General features: G+C 34.7%; 16 protein-coding genes. 1 reads left to right on the top strand and 15 read right to left on the bottom strand.

From position 1 onward, the window contains the following. Positions 1-44 precede the first annotated feature (44 nt). From gpmI to rpoN, 7 genes are all read right to left on the bottom strand, one after another. On the bottom strand, positions 45-1,577 hold the full coding sequence (gpmI, locus tag CN925_RS07405) for a 2,3-bisphosphoglycerate-independent phosphoglycerate mutase (RefSeq protein WP_098845613.1): 1,533 nt from the start codon (positions 1,575-1,577) through the stop codon (positions 45-47). Continuing rightward, positions 1,577-2,332 carry a triose-phosphate isomerase gene (gene tpiA / locus CN925_RS07400; protein ID WP_098845612.1) on the bottom strand — a complete coding sequence of 252 codons (756 nt, stop codon included), beginning with the start codon at positions 2,330-2,332 and terminating at the stop codon, positions 1,577-1,579. The genes gpmI and tpiA overlap by 1 nt, the downstream gene beginning before the upstream one ends. Before the next feature lie 79 nt (positions 2,333-2,411). Then, positions 2,412-3,593 (bottom strand): phosphoglycerate kinase, encoded by a 1,182-nt coding sequence (locus CN925_RS07395; RefSeq protein WP_098845611.1) that lies wholly within the window; start codon positions 3,591-3,593, stop codon positions 2,412-2,414. A gap of 242 nt (positions 3,594-3,835) precedes the next feature. After that, positions 3,836-4,843 carry a type I glyceraldehyde-3-phosphate dehydrogenase gene (gap, locus tag CN925_RS07390; RefSeq protein WP_098845610.1) on the bottom strand — a complete coding sequence of 336 codons (1,008 nt, stop codon included), beginning with the start codon at positions 4,841-4,843 and terminating at the stop codon, positions 3,836-3,838. A 40-nt stretch (positions 4,844-4,883) separates the two neighbouring features. Then, positions 4,884-5,912, bottom strand: coding sequence for a sugar-binding transcriptional regulator (locus tag CN925_RS07385; protein ID WP_098845609.1), 1,029 nt, complete (start codon positions 5,910-5,912; stop codon positions 4,884-4,886). Positions 5,913-6,105: 193 nt separating this feature from the next. Beyond that, entirely contained in the window at positions 6,106-6,339 is a 234-nt protein-coding gene (locus tag CN925_RS07380; RefSeq protein ID WP_098845700.1) for a glutaredoxin family protein, read from the bottom strand. 19 nt (positions 6,340-6,358) lie between these two features. Next, positions 6,359-7,660 carry an RNA polymerase factor sigma-54 gene (gene rpoN / locus CN925_RS07375; protein WP_098845608.1) on the bottom strand — a complete coding sequence of 434 codons (1,302 nt, stop codon included), beginning with the start codon at positions 7,658-7,660 and terminating at the stop codon, positions 6,359-6,361. 148 nt (positions 7,661-7,808) lie between these two features. On the opposite strand from rpoN, the gene CN925_RS07370 reads away from it, so the two are divergent. Continuing rightward, positions 7,809-10,529, top strand: coding sequence for a sigma-54-dependent transcriptional regulator (locus CN925_RS07370; RefSeq protein ID WP_098845607.1), 2,721 nt, complete (start codon positions 7,809-7,811; stop codon positions 10,527-10,529). Positions 10,530-11,123: 594 nt separating this feature from the next. On the opposite strand, the gene chbG is transcribed toward CN925_RS07370, so the two are convergent. From chbG to CN925_RS07330, 8 genes are all read right to left on the bottom strand, one after another. Next, entirely contained in the window at positions 11,124-11,840 is a 717-nt protein-coding gene (gene chbG / locus CN925_RS07365) for a chitin disaccharide deacetylase (protein ID WP_098845606.1), read from the bottom strand. A 73-nt stretch (positions 11,841-11,913) separates the two neighbouring features. Beyond that, on the bottom strand, positions 11,914-13,251 hold the full coding sequence (locus CN925_RS07360) for a 6-phospho-beta-glucosidase (RefSeq protein WP_098845605.1): 1,338 nt from the start codon (positions 13,249-13,251) through the stop codon (positions 11,914-11,916). Positions 13,252-13,323: 72 nt separating this feature from the next. Continuing rightward, on the bottom strand, positions 13,324-13,632 hold the full coding sequence (locus tag CN925_RS07355) for a PTS lactose/cellobiose transporter subunit IIA (protein WP_098845699.1): 309 nt from the start codon (positions 13,630-13,632) through the stop codon (positions 13,324-13,326). A gap of 34 nt (positions 13,633-13,666) precedes the next feature. Next, positions 13,667-15,022 carry a PTS sugar transporter subunit IIC gene (locus tag CN925_RS07350; protein ID WP_098845604.1) on the bottom strand — a complete coding sequence of 452 codons (1,356 nt, stop codon included), beginning with the start codon at positions 15,020-15,022 and terminating at the stop codon, positions 13,667-13,669. Between the two features lie 45 nt (positions 15,023-15,067). Then, the gene (locus CN925_RS07345) at positions 15,068-15,370 is read right to left on the bottom strand and encodes a PTS sugar transporter subunit IIB (RefSeq protein WP_088014865.1); all 303 of its coding nucleotides are present in this window, start codon (positions 15,368-15,370) and stop codon (positions 15,068-15,070) included. Positions 15,371-15,800: 430 nt separating this feature from the next. After that, positions 15,801-16,124, bottom strand: coding sequence for a PTS sugar transporter subunit IIA (locus tag CN925_RS07340; RefSeq protein ID WP_098845603.1), 324 nt, complete (start codon positions 16,122-16,124; stop codon positions 15,801-15,803). 21 nt (positions 16,125-16,145) lie between these two features. Next, the gene (locus CN925_RS07335) at positions 16,146-17,501 is read right to left on the bottom strand and encodes a PTS sugar transporter subunit IIC (RefSeq protein WP_098845602.1); all 1,356 of its coding nucleotides are present in this window, start codon (positions 17,499-17,501) and stop codon (positions 16,146-16,148) included. 43 nt (positions 17,502-17,544) lie between these two features. After that, positions 17,545-17,847, bottom strand: a complete 303-nt coding sequence (locus tag CN925_RS07330; RefSeq protein WP_098845601.1) for a PTS sugar transporter subunit IIB — start codon at positions 17,845-17,847, stop codon at positions 17,545-17,547. Between the last annotated feature and the right edge of the window lie 176 nt (positions 17,848-18,023).

Raw genomic sequence — 18,023 nt, 5'->3', positions numbered from 1 at the left:
TGCGTTTTACGCATATTTATTAACTTTTTATATTAACTGTTCACTTATTTAATAAGTGATTTACCAGTCATTTCTTTTGGCTGATTTACTTTTAATAAATCAAGAACAGTTGGAGCTAAATCACCTAAAATACCATCTTCACGCAACGTAATACCTTCTTTTGTCACTATAACTGGTACAGGGTTAGTCGTGTGAGCTGTCATAGGTTCACCTTCAGGGGTAATTTCCTCATCAGCGTTTCCATGGTCAGCTGTAATGATTGCTTTACCGCCTTTAGCTAAAATTGCATCAACTACTTCACCTAAACATTCATCAACTGCTTCAATCGCTTTAATTGTCGGCTCAAGTTTCCCTGAATGTCCTACCATATCTGGGTTTGCAAAGTTTAAAATGATTACATCATGCTTGTCTGCAGCAATTTCTTTAAGTAATGCATCTTTTACTTCATAAGCACTCATTTCAGGTTTCAAATCATAAGTCGCAACTTTTGGCGAGTTAATTAAAATACGTTCTTCGCCTGGGAACTCTGCTTCACGGCCTCCACTAAAGAAAAATGTAACATGTGGATACTTTTCCGTTTCAGCAATTCGTAATTGTTTTAAGTTATTTTGAGACAGAACTTCACCTAAAGTGTTATCCAGGTTTGTTGGTTTAAATGCAACATAACCTTGTACTGTTTCACTAAAATGTGTTAAGCAAACGAAATGAACATTTTTCGGGAACTTACTTCCACGATCAAAGTCACGGAAATCATCGTTTGTAAATACATTTGAAATTTGAATTGCACGGTCAGGTCGGAAGTTGTAGAAGATGATTGAATCATCATCACTTATTGTTGCAACTGGAGTACCATCTTCTTTTACCATTACAGAAGGTAAAACGAATTCATCATGGATACCGTTCGCATACGAATCTTCAATCAATTCATTCGGACTTGTATAAGTTGGTCCTTCTCCATATACCATTGCACAATAGCATTTTTCTACACGATCCCAGCGTTTGTCACGGTCCATAGAATAATAACGGCCAGAAATTGTTGCAAATTCTCCGACACCATATTCTTTAAACTTTGCTTCTGTTTGATCAATATATTTTTTAGCAGTAGTTGGACCAACATCTCGTCCATCTAGGAATGCATGTACATATACCTTTTTCATGCCTTCTTCAGCAGCTAATTTTAATAAAGCAAACATGTGATTAATATGGCTGTGAATACCACCATCAGACAGTAATCCGAAAATATGTAATGCTTTATCTTTTTCTTTTGCACTTTTAATTGCATCGATGAACGTGTCATTTTTTTCGAATTCACCTTCACGAATTGCCTTATTTACACGCGTTAAACTTTGATAAACAATTCGTCCTGCGCCGATATTTAAATGACCAACTTCAGAATTACCCATTTGTCCTTCTGGTAAACCTACTGCTTCACCGCAAGCAGTTAATTGCGCGTGAGGATATTTATTCCAATATCTATCATAATTTGGTTTCTTCGCTTGTGCAACAGCATTTCCAAATGTTTCGTCGCGCAAACCAAATCCATCTAGGATAATTAACGCTACTGGTTGTTTACTCATTACTTAACAGCCTCCAATAATGCAAGGAACGAAGCTGGTTCTAAACTTGCTCCACCTACTAACGCACCGTCAATATCAGGTTGAGCCATATATTCTTTAATGTTTTCAGGTTTTACACTGCCGCCATATTGTACACGTACAGATTCTGCAACAGTTTCATCATAAAGACTTGCTACTACATCACGAACAAATTTACATGAATCTTGTGCATCTTTTTCTGTAGCAGATTTTCCTGTTCCAATTGCCCAAATCGGTTCATAAGCAATTACTAAATTCTTCACTTGCTCATCAGTAAGACCTGCAAGATCAGCTGTTAATTGAGTACGAATAACTTCCTCAAATTTACCACCTTCACGTTCTTCAAGTGTTTCACCACAGCAAAGAATTGGTGTAAGTCCATGTTCGAAAGCTTTTTTTGTTTTGCTATTAATGAACTCATCTGTTTCGCCATAATATTCACGGCGTTCTGAGTGTCCGATAATCGCATAAGTTACACCTAAATCTTTAAGTGCTACTGGGCTAATTTCTCCAGTATAAGCTCCACTATCTTGATTACTTACATTTTGAGAACCAATTTTTAATTCGGTTCCTTTTACACCGTAAAGCATAGGTGCAATAAATAATGCAGGAGCACAAATTGCTGAATCTACTTTATCAGATGATGGAATGCTATTTTTTACTTCTTCAACGAATGTCATCGCTTCGTTAAGCGTTTTATTCATTTTCCAGTTACCTGCGATAATTGGTTTACGCATGAGAAACACCTTCCTAACAATTGGTAAGACATAACATCTTACTCTATTTCAATTACTAAATATTGTAAAGCTATTAGACTTATTTATCGTTTAATAATGCAACACCAGGAAGTTCTTTACCTTCCATAAATTCTAATGAAGCGCCACCACCAGTAGAAATATGGCTCATTTTTTCTGCTAGGCCGAATTTTTCAGCAGCAGCAGCTGAATCTCCACCACCGATAATTGAGTATGCATCAGAATCTGCTAATGCTTGTGCTACTCCTTTAGTGCCTTGTGCAAATTTATCGATTTCAAATACACCCATAGGTCCATTCCAAATAACTAATTTAGAACTCTTAATTACATCTGCATAAAGAGCAGTTGTTTTTGGCCCAATATCAAGAGCTTCCCAATCAGAAGGAATGCTATCGATATCTACTTCTTGAGTATTAGCATCTTCTCCGAATTTGTCAGCAACAATTGCATCAATCGGCATATAGAATTTAACACCTTTAGCTTCAGCTTTTTGCATAAATTCATTTGCTAAATCGATTTTATCTTCTTCTAAAAGAGATTTACCGATTTCATAGCCTTTAGCTTTTAAGAAAGTATAAGCTAGTCCGCCACCAATAATTAAATTGTCTACTTTTTCTAATAAGTTTTCAATTACACCAATTTTATCTCGAACTTTCGCTCCACCGATAATAGCTGTAAATGGACGCTCTGGATTAGAAAGTGCTTTACCTAAAACATTTATTTCTTTTTCCATTAAGAAGCCTGCAACAGCTGGGATATGTTTAGCAATACCCGCAGTTGTAGCATGCGCACGGTGTGCTGCACCAAAAGCATCATTTACATAAACATCTGCTAATGTAGCAAATTCTTTAGCTAAAGCTTCATCATTTTTCTCTTCGCCTGGGTAGAAACGAACGTTTTCTAATAATAAAACATCGCCTTCGTTCATTTTGCTAATTTCTTCTTGAACTTTAGGACCGTATGCTTCATCAGATTTAATAACGTTTTTACCTAATTTTTCACTTAAACGTGTAGCAACAGCATTTAAACGCAAGTCTTCATTTACTTGTCCTTTTGGACGTCCTAAGTGAGATGCTAAAATAACTTTTGCTCCATTTTCAATTAAATACTGAATCGTAGGAAGAGCAGCACGAATACGAGTATCATCTGTTACTTCACCATTTGCCATTGGTACGTTAAAATCTACACGGCAAAATACGCGTTTCCCTTTTACATCAATGTCATGTAATGACTTTTTGTTCATAGTAGGTGCCTCCAATACTGTTTTAATTCATCCATGTTCAATTCCACCGATTGATCCGTCTCATACAAAGTCGTATCTATTCTGTGATATTGTCACCGCAATTTTAACAGATTATGTACATCATTTGGAATTTATTTCTAGAGTATTTTTTATAATTGTGTTGGATTAGTGACAAAAGAGGATTTTTTCAAACAAAAGAGGGGAGGAAAATCCCCTCGCCCTCATATTTATTTTTATTAAAATTATAGACCTTTTGAAGCGATGTGAGCTACTAAGTCAACTACACGAGTTGAGTAACCAGTTTCATTATCGTACCAAGAAAGGATTTTAACCATGTTGCCTTCCATAGTCATTGTAGATAATGCATCGATTGTAGAAGAGTTTGTGCAACCGTTATAATCGATTGATACTAATGGCTCTTCAGAATAACCTAAGATACCTTTTAATTCGCCTTCAGAAGCAGCTTTAAATGCAGCATTTACTTCTTCAGCAGTAACTTCAGTATTTAATTCTACTACTAAGTCAACTAAAGATACGTTAGCAGTTGGTACACGAACAGCACCACCGTTTAATTTACCTTTTAATTGAGGTAATACTAATGAAACGGCTTTAGCAGCACCAGTAGTTGTTGGAATCATGCTCATTGCAGCAGCACGTGCACGACGTAAATCTTTGTGTGGTAAATCTAGAATTTGTTGGTCATTAGTGTATGAGTGAACAGTTGTCATCATACCACGTTTGATACCGAATTTTTCGTCTAATACTTTAGCAAATGGAGCTAAACAGTTAGTTGTACAAGAAGCATTAGAAATTACATTGTGGCTAGCTGCATCGTATTTGTCATCATTTACACCCATTACGATCGTGATATCTTCATTAGAAGCTGGTGCAGAGATGATTACTTTTTTAACTGATCCACCTAAGTGTTTTTCAGCATCTTTTTTATCTGTGAAACGACCAGTAGATTCTACTACAACTTCTACTCCGTAATCGCTCCAAGGTAAAACTGCTGGGTCACGCTCAGCAATTACTTTAATTTCACTACCGTTAACAACGATTGAATCACCGTTAACTGCTACTTCAGCGTTTACTGAACCGTGTACTGAATCATATTTTAATAAGTGAGCTAAAGTTTTAGCATCAGTTAAGTCATTAATTGCAACAACCTCTACGTTTGGGTTGTTTAAAGCTGCGCGGAAAACCATACGTCCGATACGTCCAAATCCATTAATACCAATTTTAGTTGCCATTTTTAATTTCCTCCTTTTAATAGGTAGAAGCTTTTTTATTTTAAAGGGTACATCCTTTAATTAACTCTCTTGCTGCTCCTTCGTCTGTGACGAGGATGTTTACATGACCTTTCTTTAAGAAAGAAGCCATTGCTTTTGCTTTAGAAGATCCTCCTGCTACTCCGAGTACATAAGGTATATTTTCTAATTCATTCAGTTGTAAACCGATTGTTCTTACTCTGTAAACAACTTCACCATTTTCATTAAAATAATATCCAAATGCCTCTCCTACTGCCTCAGATTCAGTTAAGATTTTTAACTGCTCTGATGAAGATTGTCTTCGTTTAGCCATCGTAAATGCATCTCCAATGCCGTGTACGACAATTGAAGAAGATCGAATTAAATTTAAAACCTCTTTTACTCTTGGTTCTTCCATCATAGTTACATAGGCTTCTTCACTAAGTTCATCTGGCAAGTGAAGTAATCGATAATTACCTTTTGCCATTTCAGCCATTTTTGCACAAATCGTATTTGCTTGATTTCTTACTTCTTCGCCTAAACCGCCTCTTGCTGGTACAAATAAGGTATTAAGATCTTTAGAGTCATCATTCATCATTTCAGCTACGGCAGCTAAAGTGGAACCACCAGTAACAGCAACAATATTATTTGTCTCTAGCCTTTGGTTTATACAACCTACTGCTGCTCGACCCATCTCCTTTTTTACCCAGTCCAACTCGTCGCTATCGCCTGAAACAACGATTACTTCTTTAAGGTTGAATGTTTCCTTAAGCAAGTCTTCGATATTTTTCAAACCGAATAGTTCACGCATTGGCTCTTCTAGATCTAGAAGTAAGTTTAGTCCTTCATCTGTTAATGTCATTCCAGAAGATGCGACATTAATCAATCTTTGCTCTTTTAAAAGTGCAACTTCTGATCTAAGTACTCTTTCTGTTAATCCTACGCTAGCAGACAAGTTCCTTCGACCGATAGGCTGCATAATTCGTATATATTGTAGGATTTGAAATCTTTTTTGGATAACAGGTATTAGATCAGGTAATAATTTTTGTTGTAGCTTTAAAATATGGTTCATTTTCATCTCCTCTTTCACAGAGTATTCACTTGGGTCTAAATGTGTCCCACTATGACATATTATGTCCCGCTTGTTTTAAAAAAATTACAGCGTTTTGCAACGTTGTTTTTTTGAACAAGATTTACTCCAGAAGTGAAATAACCCTGCTACATTTATTATTGTAACAGGGTCATTCATTTCTTTCAACTATTAACTACCCATTTATGGCATTTAATATGTCAATCTTATGAATTTTCCCGTATGCAACTGTTTCCCCATTAATTTGAATAACCGGGATCATTATTTGATATTGCTCTAATAATGCATCATCAGAATAAATATCAATTTCATCTACTTCGATTTCATATTCAGATTGTACCAAACGTATTGCATCTTTTGCTTCTTTGCATAATCCACAATTCTCTTTTGTAAATAAAGTTAACTTAATCGACATCTAATTCTCCTTTTTAACTAAAGCGCTTTCGTTTTGATGAACCGGGAATTCTAAGTATATCTCTATATTTAGCTACAGTTCTTCTAGAGATTTCCACACCATGTTTCTCAGCTAATAATTCAACTAGTTTTTGATCCGATAATGGCTTTTCTTTGTTTTCTCCATCTACCAGCTGCTTGATGAATACTTGAACACTCGTTGATGCTAGCTCCTCGCCGTCCACACTTACACCTTGGTGGAAGAATTTTTTCATTTCATATAAACCAAACGGTGTCTGTACATATTTGTTTTTACAAGTACGGCTAATTGTCGATTCATGTAATGAAAGTTCTTCCGCTATCTCTTTTAAAGTAAGCGTTTTTAAATTTGCAGGACCTTTTTCAAAAAAGGCAATTTGTTTTCGGAGAATACAATTCATTACTGCTAACATCGTTGACTTTCGTTCTTCCAAGCTTTTCATTAACCAATTAACTTGTGTATTTTTATCCTTTAAATAAGTTGAAACTTCTTTCTCATGTTGACCATTTAAAATAGAAGAATATTCATTAAGTACTTTTAAACGCGGCATAATTTTATCATTAATTAGCACAACAAATTCCCCGCCTATTTTTTCAACTGTTAAATCAGGGGCCACATAATTTACTTGGTCTTGGAAATAATTTAAACCTGGCCTTGGTTGAAGAGTTAAAATTAAATCAATTTCTTTTTGTAAATCAGGTAAGCTAATCTTAAGTTTCTTTGCTATTTCTTTCCAGTTTTTATTAACAAATAGTTCAAAATAATCATTAATAACCTGTTTTGCAATTGCCGTATCAACTTCAAGGCTATTTAGTTGAATCAATAAGCACTCTTTAACCGATCTTGCTCCAACTCCAGAGGGTTCAAAACGTTGAAGTGTATCAATGCAGATTTGTAATTGAACGAAAGAAATATTTAATTCACGTATAAGCTCTTCATCGGATTCCATCAAAAATCCATTTTTATCTAAGTTATAAATTAAATATTTAATAATTTTATATTCCTCATTATCAATTTTCAACTCATTTAACTGACTAACAAGTTCTTCTTGTAATGTTTCTGTTCTTCGAGTATATAACTCCATTCCTTGTCCGCCTGGAGTTGTTTGTTGTTTGATTTTTGAAGAAGTGTAATCGTTATAAGGAGTTTCAACTTCAATTAAAGGATTTTCTAATGATTGCTCAAATAAAAAATCAGTAAGTTCTTGGGCATTAAATTGAAGCATTGTAATGGCTTGTCGTAGTTCCTGAGTCATCGCAAGTTTCAATGATTGTTTTTGCATTAAATTCATTTCCATACTACTTCACTCCCTTATTACTATTTTACTCGATATTTAACTTTTTCATAGTACTTGACGAATTGTTACACTAATTTAAATATAGTGAAAACGTTTACTTTTTACTGTATAGTAAAAGTATACAACTCTTTATGATGGGTGGGCCATTATGAACAGAAAAAATCAAATTTATAAAGTTTTTCTTCAAAATAAAGAGCAAGGTTTTACAGCTAATGAGATTGCTCAAAAGCTCGGTTTAGATCGAGCAAACGTTAGCAGTGATTTAAATAAATTAGTTAAAGAAGAATTATTAATTAAAACAAATTCTAGACCGGTCGTATTTAAACTTCTATCTCATACTTTACAACAAGCGAATAAATCTCAAATTAAGATAACAAGTTTAGATAATAAACATGAATATTTTTATGAAGAAAATATTAGCTTAAGACCTGCTATCGAAAAAGCAAGATCAGCTATTCTCTATCCACCAAATGGTATGCATACTTTAATACTCGGTGAGACTGGTGTTGGTAAATCTGCCTTTGCTAAAAGAATGCATGATTACGCAATTCGTTCGAATGTTTTAGAAAAGGATTCTCCATTCATTATTTTTAATTGCGCAGACTATGCAAATAATCCACAACTATTATTAGGCCAGCTTTTCGGTGTTAGAAAAGGTGCTTATACAGGTGCAACGGAACAAAAGGGTCTACTTGAGAAAGCTAATAATGGAATATTATTTTTAGATGAGGTTCATCGTCTTACCCCTGAAGGTCAAGAAATGTTATTTACATTCATTGATTATAAGTTGTATAGAAGACTAGGAGAGACAGAAAACGAACGAACATCGAATGTTTTAATCATTTCCGCAACAACAGAGGATCCTGGGTCCACATTATTATCTACATTTACGCGTCGAATTCCTATGGTCATTACTTTACCAGCTCTTCGTGATCGTACATACGAAGAAAGATTGACACTTATCAAACGCTTTTTCACAGAAGAAAGTGTTCGCCTAGGAAAAGAGATCGTAGTAAGTGCAAATACGATTCGTTCTTTTCTATTTTATCCATGTCAAAACAATATCGGACAACTTAAAGCTGACATTCAATTAGCTTGCGCAAAGGCTTACGCAGATTTTATTACCCACAAACATGACAAGATACGAATTTATAGTACTGATTTGAACTGGTATGTTAAGGAAGGTTTATTTATTGAAAAAAAAGTAAAGCATGCCGTCACTCTGTTAAACGAGCAATTTGAATTTTCACCAACAAAAGGTATAACGAGTAACCAACAATTGGATCATACAGCAGATACAATTTATGACCGAATTGACACCAAATACGAAGAACTAAAACAACGTGGCGTTGCTCAGGACGAGTTATCCCTACTAATGGAAAACGATATTGAAAGTTATTTTACACATTATTTAACTTCTATTAATCGCAAACTATCTAGTAAAGAAAATGTCCAAAAAATAATCAAGCCTGAAATCGTTACACTTAGTGAAAAGGTACTAAAACTAGCAGAAGAAAAATTAAGTAAAAGTTTTAATGAAAAAATACTTGTTGCACTCAGCCTACACATACAAACGCTATTACAACGTATACAGTCAAACAAAAAAATTTATCATCCAAATATAACGCAAATCCGAGATCAATATAAGAAAGAGTTTTCCGTTTCAATTGAATGTGTAAAAATGATTGAAGATTTTTCAAATGTTTCAATCCCTTTTGATGAAGTAGCATTTATAACGATGTTTTTTGTATATGGAAACGAAGATTTTAAGGTGACTAGCTCCAATGTAAAAGTAATTGTGTTAGCTCATGGTAATGGCATTGCTAGAGAGATGGCAAATGTAACAAATGAATTGTTGGAAAATGAGGAAGTAATCGGAATCGATATGCCATTAAGTGAACCACCACAGGAATTTCTAATTCGAGTAAAGGATTATATTAAATCTTTAGGTAAATTAAATGGAATTCTACTTTGTATCGATATGGGGTCGCTGTCTTATATCGGTGACATAATTGAAGCAGAATTTTCAATTCCAGTACGTGTGATTCAAATGGTAAGTACTGCACATGTAATCGAAGCTTCTAGAAAAGCAACATTAGGATATAATTTAGACGAGCTTTATCAGGACGTGCGAAACTTAACTACTTTCTTCATCAATTCTCATTCGAATAAAACGAAACAACTTGAATTTAATCGTTCTGTCATTTTAACTGCATGTCTGACTGGTCAGGGAAGTGCAATAGCCATTAAAAATATACTAGCGAATAACTTGGTCTATGATAAAGAGATGCTAGAAATCGTGCCAATTAGCCTTTTAAATAAAGACGAATTACAAAAAATGTTAAACGATATATCTAAAGAACGAAGTATTGTTTGTATAGTTTCAAATTTTGATATAAATGTTCCATTCAATACGTTTCATTTACAGGATGTATTAAATATGAAGGCTACAAAGACAATACAAGAATTGATAACTTATGAAGAAACGTATTTAAAGATGGCCGAAACATTGCAAGAGACTATTTCTTTAAAAGATGCTAAAAAAGTAATTAGTGTAATTAGGCGTGCTTTGAATGATATACAAATCCAAACAGATAAATTTTTCAAAAATGAGGATCTAATGGGAATTGTTATTCATATGAGTTGCATGATTGATCGACTTCAAAACTCTCAGCCCTTAATCCCATTTAAAGATAAAGAAGATAAAATTAATAGTGACTATATGCTGTATTTAAAAATAAAAAAAATCTTGCAACAAATTGAGGAGGCATGTGACATTATCATACCTGATGATGAAATATGTTACCTAATGGAATTTTATTCTAGAAATGAATTAAATAAGTTAGATGAAGAAATTTATATTAAATAATTTAATTAGAAAAAGCCAGTTTCCATGAAGAAACTGGCTTTTAGCGTGTTGAAATATAATATAGTCAATATTGAAAAATAAGAACATTAAACGTATTTGAATTGAAAAATAGTATATCTATTTATTATTGTTTTTTTGATGAGTACGTTTATTGTTTGAAATAAAAATGTTTAACTAACCTCTAAAAATTAAAATATCTTCTTTTTAACAATCAAGATTTTAAAGATGTGTAAGGATCATCATTAGTTTCATTTTGATATTAATGAATAATGGTAATTCATTCTTTAATTGACTATTTTATGATTATTCTTTTTCATAAAGAAAATGATTGGAACGAAAGGGTGCCGGGCTCCTATGGGAGATGCGGGAAGGCTGAGACCCCACAGGCGGTGCCGAGGAGGCTCAGGTCTCGCCCCATGGAAAGCGAGCACACTGTAGTGGAAATCAATAGGATACATCTTACCTATCAATGATCTTCCAAGAATTCAATTGACAAATTCTTTTTTCAACAACGTGAAAGCCAGTTTCCATGAAGAAACTGGCTTTTTGACTGAAAATCAAATTTTGGACTTTGTCTACACATTGAAATCTATATTAATATTTTACTAACTCTACTACATCAGGAAGTTTTGAATTCGTTAAGATATCTAGTTCTGTTAATCTCTCAAAGCAATAAGAAGTACCATTTTTTAAATGATTATCGATTAATGCAGGATGAACCATAACCTCTACAGACTTTGCGCCATTACTTATTCTGTTTTCTATTGTCTCAAAATAGTTTATTGGTATGTCACTACCATAAAAATCGGTTAACAATTGATCTGTAAAAGGTGTGATTCCGTTTATTCGATTTTTTGGAGAAATTCGGACTGGAAGATCATACTTTTGGGATAATTTTGCAATTACTGGGTGCAGAATTGGGATCATGTGTACATGGTGATGACTATCTAGATGTGAAGGATTCAAGCCATAGGAAAGAAACTTTTGAATTTGAGCATCCCATTCCTTTTCAACTTCTTCAACTTTAATAACTGGATTATTATACCAATAACTATTTTTAAGGAAATCCCCACTTTGATCTACGATTGTTTGTAGATTCGTTAATAAAGGTTTGCCCGCAGTTAATACAAGATGTACCCCTAATCCTAATGTAGGATGTAATTTTGCTAATTCTACTCCATGCTCTACTGCATACATATTCATCATCATAGTTGCGGAGTTCACTATTCCATTCAAGTGTGCTTCGATAATGCCATAGTTTACACCTTTTGAGTAGCCGAAATCATCTGCATTTACAATAAGCTTCGTCATTTTTCATTCCCCTTTTTCGTATGATAAAAAGGGATGCACTCTTTCATTCGAGCTACATCCCTCTTTTAAGTCGTTAATTTGCTGCTACTTTTTCGTTTTTGAAGAATTGAGGTAAATGCTCTTTGTGAGCCTCTAGCATTTCATCTAGTATTTGTTTTGCTAAATTATCCGATCCAACTAGTGGATTAATACACATAGCAAGCAATGCTGTTTTATAATCACCAGTTACTCCAGCTTCCGCAGCAACGCGTTCGAATGATTTAATTTGTTGAACTAGACCACGTACTGCAACCGGCAAGTCACCCATTGTAAGTGGTTTTGGACCATCTTTTGTAATAACGGCACTTACTTCAACAGCACAATCATCTGGAATTGATGCAATAGCACCATTATTCATCGTGTTCACAGGTTGGATATCACCTTTATTATTATATAAAGATGAAATTAGTCGGCATGCAGCATCACTATAATAAGCTCCACCGCGTTTTTCTAATTGTGGTGGCTTAATATTTAAATTAGGATCTTTATATAATTCGAATAATGATTCTTCTAATTTTTTCACAACCTCAGCACGCGTACCATCATTTTTCGCTGCTTCAAGCTCTTCCTCTAGCATTACTTTCGTTTGATAGTAGTAGCGATGATACGGACATGGAATTGCTCCAAGTGCTTCAATAAAATCAGGATTCCAATCCATCGCCTTAATATTTTGCATCGTCATACTTTCAGCAGGACGGGCAAACTCACTTACAACACGACTTGTTACGTCTTCACCATCTAATAATACTTTCGTTCCGTAAACCATATGATTTAATCCCATAAAATCAATATGCACACGCTCAGCTTCTACTCCTAGGCCTTTTGCAATGTTCATGTGGATATGAATTGGTACATTACATAACCCAACTACTTTACGGAAATTTGTGTATCTTAAAATTGCTTCTGTTAAAATACCTGTAGGATTCGTAAAGTTTACTAGCCAAGCATTTGGACAAAGCTCTTCAATATCCTTAACGATTTCTAAAATAACTGGAATCGTACGAAGTGCTTTAAACAGTCCACCAGGACCATTAGTTTCTTGACCAATTACGCCATATTTTAAAGGAATTCGTTCATCCTTCATACGAGCTTCAAGTAGACCTACACGAAATTGCGTTGTAACAAAATCAGCATCTTTAAGAGCAGCACGTCGATCCAGTGTTAAATGAATTTCCATTGGAACACCTGCTTTTTCCACCATTCTTTTCGCAAGATTTCCAACGATTTCAAGTTTTTCTCTACCTTCTTCAATGTCCACTAGCCATAACTCTCTTACAGGTAGTTCATCATAACGTTTTATAAACCCTTCTACTAATTCTGGAGTATAACTAGAACCGCCACCAATAGTTGCTATTTTAATACCGTTTCTCATTTTCTTCACTCCTTTTATATGATAGGAGAAAAGTAGCTCGGTCCATCTAGGAAACTACTTTTCTATTTTCTCTTATTTATTTAATTTTTCATGTAGGAAAATTATTTCTGTTACTAAATCCCTCATCGTTAATGCATTCATTAAATGATCTTGAGCATGAATTAATAAGATGCTTAATTCAACATTTTCTCCACGTGCTTCACCTTGAATTAATGAAGTTTGTGCATGGTGTGCAAGATTTAATTCTTTCTTCGCTTCTTCTATCTTACTATTTGCCTCTTCTATATTCCCCGCTCGAGCAGCCTGCATCCCTTCCATTAAAGAGCTTTTTGCGTTTCCTGCGTGTAAGATTAATTGGAATGCCGTTTGCTCGATTGTCATTAATGTACTCATTTCGTATCCTCCTCAAACTGCATTACATAGCAGCGCTTTGATTACTTGCTGCTTCTCTCATTTTTTTAGATTCCATTCGTCTTTGTAATGCAACGAAAGGTAAATAGATGACCACTGAGATCACTAAGTTAAATGCTGCTAAGGCTGCACCTGTCCAATGTCCCCCTGTGATTAACCACCCACCTAAAATTGGTGGTGTTACCCATGGAATATTTGTCGTTACTGGGTGAACCATACCTAAAGAGATCGCTAAATATGAAATAACTGTTAAGATAATCGGTGTACCAATGAATGGAATTAACCACATCGGATTTAACACGATTGGTAAACCGAAAAGTACTGGTTCATTAATTTGGAATAAACCTGGTGCTCCACCTAATCCAATCATTTGTTTATTACGTTTTCGATTAATTAATATCATTGAAATAATTAACCCTAATGTAGCACCCGATCCACCTAAGAATACAAATGCATCAAAGAACTGTCCTGCCATTACATTGTATTCGCTCCACTTTTTAACACCTTTTGCAGCTAAATCAATATTCTCATTTCCTAAAGCTGTAAATAAAGGAGTCGTAATTCCACCTAGTATATTTGGTCCATGTAAACCAAGCATCCAGAAGAAATGAATAAAGAATGCTATACCAATGGCAAACGGTAATGAGTCTGCAGCATTCGTCAATGGCTTAACAAGTACTGAGCTTAACCAATCATTAAAATAGACTCCATCCGATAAATATAATCTGAATAGCAATCCGACAATCGCAATCACAAAGATTGTTAGCATACCTGGTAATAGCTTCGCAAATGCTTTTGAAACTGCCGGTGGTACACCATCTGGTAATTTAATAACTAGTTGCTTTACTCTTGATAAACGAACAAAAATTTCAGTTGCAATGATGGCAACGATTATACCGGTAAAAAGGGCAGTTGAATTAGTATAAGTAGAATTCACTAGCCCCCAAACACTACCAGTTGCTGGTTTTCCATTTTCTAATGTAACCGTTACAGTATTTAATGATTGTGGCACTAATACAAAATATGATGCTAATGCGACAAGCATTGCTTCAAATCCTTCATCACCATATGAACGAGCCAATTTGTACGCAATCCCAACAACTGCAAAAACAGTCATAAATGCGAATGTTCCCCACCAAATGTCTCCACCTAAAGTCTTCCAGTTTACTCCAAAAAGAGCTTCCATCATTTTGTCGTAACCTTTGATTGCTCCACCTAAATTATTAAATAAAACTGCAAATGAACCGACCATTGTAATGGCAATCATCCCGATTAACGCATCGCGTATTGCAAGTAAATGACGTTGGTTTCCGAACTTTGCTGCAGCAGGCATTATATATCGATCTACAAAATTCATCATTTTTTTAAGACTCCCTTTTGTTTAAAATTTATGCAACGTACGTGACTACTTTTTTAAACTAAGTGCTAATTCTAATACCGCTTCACCATTCATAAGTCCATAATGTACTGGATTGATGACATCAACTGGTATCCCTTTTGGTTCGGCAACTTTTTTCATTTCAGAAGCTAAATAACGTACTTGTGGTCCTAATAAAAGAACATCTGCTTTATCTAAATTTTCTTTTGCAGCATCACCTGAAACTGCCCAAATCTTAACATCAATCCCTTTTGCTTTTGCTGCATCCTCCATTTTAGTTACTAGTAAACTAGTAGACATTCCTGCTGAACATGCTAATAAAATATTCATTTTTATTCCTCCAGTTTTAGAATTAGTGTAGCGCTTACAGTTTTGGTTGAAAGTTTGTTATAAGGCAACTACAGATTAATTTATTTTTACACTCTTTATATAGCAAATGGCGTGCCAACTTTTTCTAACATCTTGAAAAACAATTAATTTACTCATTGAAACCTTGTCCCATAAGGTATCATCGTTATAAAATCTTTTTTCTTTGCTTAAAAGGGATAGGACATAAAAATGCTAGTGTGTTAAATCTAGTTTGTTAATCTTCTTATAGCACCTTAGTGTGTTGTTATCTTGTTAGTGTGTTGTAAATTACATACAATTTATTATTGTGTTTTAAAACACTTTTACGACTCTACCTTAAATTATACATTTTGTTCTATGTGAACCATAAAAAAAGTGATGTAGACTTAGTCTACACCACTTTTTTTACCAATTATTTAAGCGAAATTTGTTCATGCAAGTAAATTATTTCCTCTACTAAATCTCTTGTTGTAAGTGTGTTCATTAAATGATCCTGTGCATGTACTAATAGAATATTAATTTTGTATTGTTGTCCGCCTGCTTCACTTTGTATCAGTGAAGTTTGTGAATGATGTGCCAGCCTTAGTTCCACATTCGCCTCGTCTACTTTCCTACGAGCTTCCTCCAACTCTCCATCACGAGCCTTATACATTGCTTCCATTAATAAACTCTTAGCATTACCGGAATGTAAAATAAGCATAAATGCAATTTGTTCATTATTTGTGTCGGTAGGCATTTGCACTCTTCTCCTTCACATTTATACATTTAATGAATTACTACTAGTCGTTTCTGTTGTCTTTCTAGCTTCCATTCTTTCTGCTACTACAACGAATGGTAAGTAAATAACGATTGAAATCACTACGTTAATAAGCGATAATACTGCACCGCTCCAGTGACCACCAGTTGCTAAATAGCCACCTATAACCGGTGGTGTTACCCAAGGGATTGTAGAGACAACAGGGAAAACAAGATGCGATTTAACAGCTAAATAAGAAATTATGGTTAAAACAATTGGCGTACAGATAAATGGTACTAACCAAACTGGGTTTAATACGATTGGTAAACCGAATATAATTGGTTCGTTAATATTAAATAAACTTGGAGGCGTCCCTAAAGCAATCATTTGCTTATGACGTCTTCGATTGACCAAGAACATTGCAATGATTAAACCGATTGTAGTACCAGATCCACCCATATATACGAAAGCATCTAAGAATGGACCAGCTAATACTGCATACTTATCTAAATCTGTCACACCTTTTGCATATAAATCAACGTTTTGGTTACCTAAACTTGTTAATAATGGTGTTGTAATACCACCTAAAATATTTGGACCGTGTAGACCAAGCGCCCAGAAGAAATGTACAAAAAATGCAATCGCAACTGCAAACCCTAATGAATCTGCTGCATCAGTTAATGGTTTTACAAGAACTGAATTTAACCAATCATTAAAGAATACGCCATCTGAAATATATAATCTGAACAATAAGCCAACTAATGCAACGATAAAAATTGTTAACATACCTGGTAATAACTTAGCAAATGCTTTTGATACTGCAGGAGGAACACCATCTGGTAATTTAATGACCAATTGTTTCACTCTAGCTAAGCGTACAAAAATTTCAGTCGCAATAATCGCAACGATAATACCTGTGAATAAAGCCGTTGAGTTTAATGAATTCCAACTAATAAACCCCCATGTTCCACCCGTAGCTGTCTTACCATCTTGTAATGTAACAGATACTGCAGCCAATGATTGAGGAACAAGTACAAAATAACATGCTAATGCAACAAGCATTGCTTCAAAACCTTCATCACCGTAAGAACGTGCTAATCTATGCGCGATTCCTACTACGGCAAATACTGTCATAAATGCAAATGTTCCCCACCAAATATCTCCACCTAGTGTTTTCCAGTTTGCACCAAAGACTGTTTCCATCATTTTATCGTAGCCATGGATTGCGCCACCTAAGTTATTAATAAGGACAGCAAAAGCTCCAATCATCGTAATGGCAATCATTCCAATTAGCGCATCACGGATCGCTAACAAATGACGTTGATTCCCAAACTTCGCTGCGGCAGGCATTATATACTTCTCAGCAAAACGCATCATTCTAATACACCTTCTTTTCTCTCTAGATTTTTAATTCCCCGTTTTATTTTTTTAACTTTAAAGCCATTTCTAATACAGCCTCACCATTCATCAATCCATAATGCACTGGATTAATCGTATCTACTGGTATCCCTTTAGGCTCAGCTAGCTTCTTCATTTCTGAAACTAGATAACGAACTTGCGGACCAAGTAGTAATACATCCGCTTTGTCTAGATTTTCTTTTGCCTCATCACCAGCAACAGCCCATATTCTTGCCTGAATTCCTTTTTCCTTAGCTGCTTGTTCCATCTTTGTAACTAGTAGACTAGTCGACATTCCCGCAGAACATACCAATAAGATATTCATCCTACACCTCCTCAATTTTTCCCTGTCGTTGAAACGCTTACATTTTTACAAATAATGACAAAAGAATTACGCGTTTCAAAGACAAGTTAGTTAATCAATTTAACTATTGCAAATTCTGTGCCAATTTTCTAAAAAATCTATCTATTTGCAATAACAACAAAAAAACCTTGATAATT

It is taken from the genome of Bacillus sp. AFS055030 (genome assembly GCF_002574545.1).
Taxonomy (GTDB): Bacteria; Bacillota; Bacilli; order Bacillales; family Bacillaceae_G; genus Gottfriedia.
Note: the sequence above shows the minus strand (reverse complement) of the source record. Positions and strands in the feature narration are given on the sequence as shown.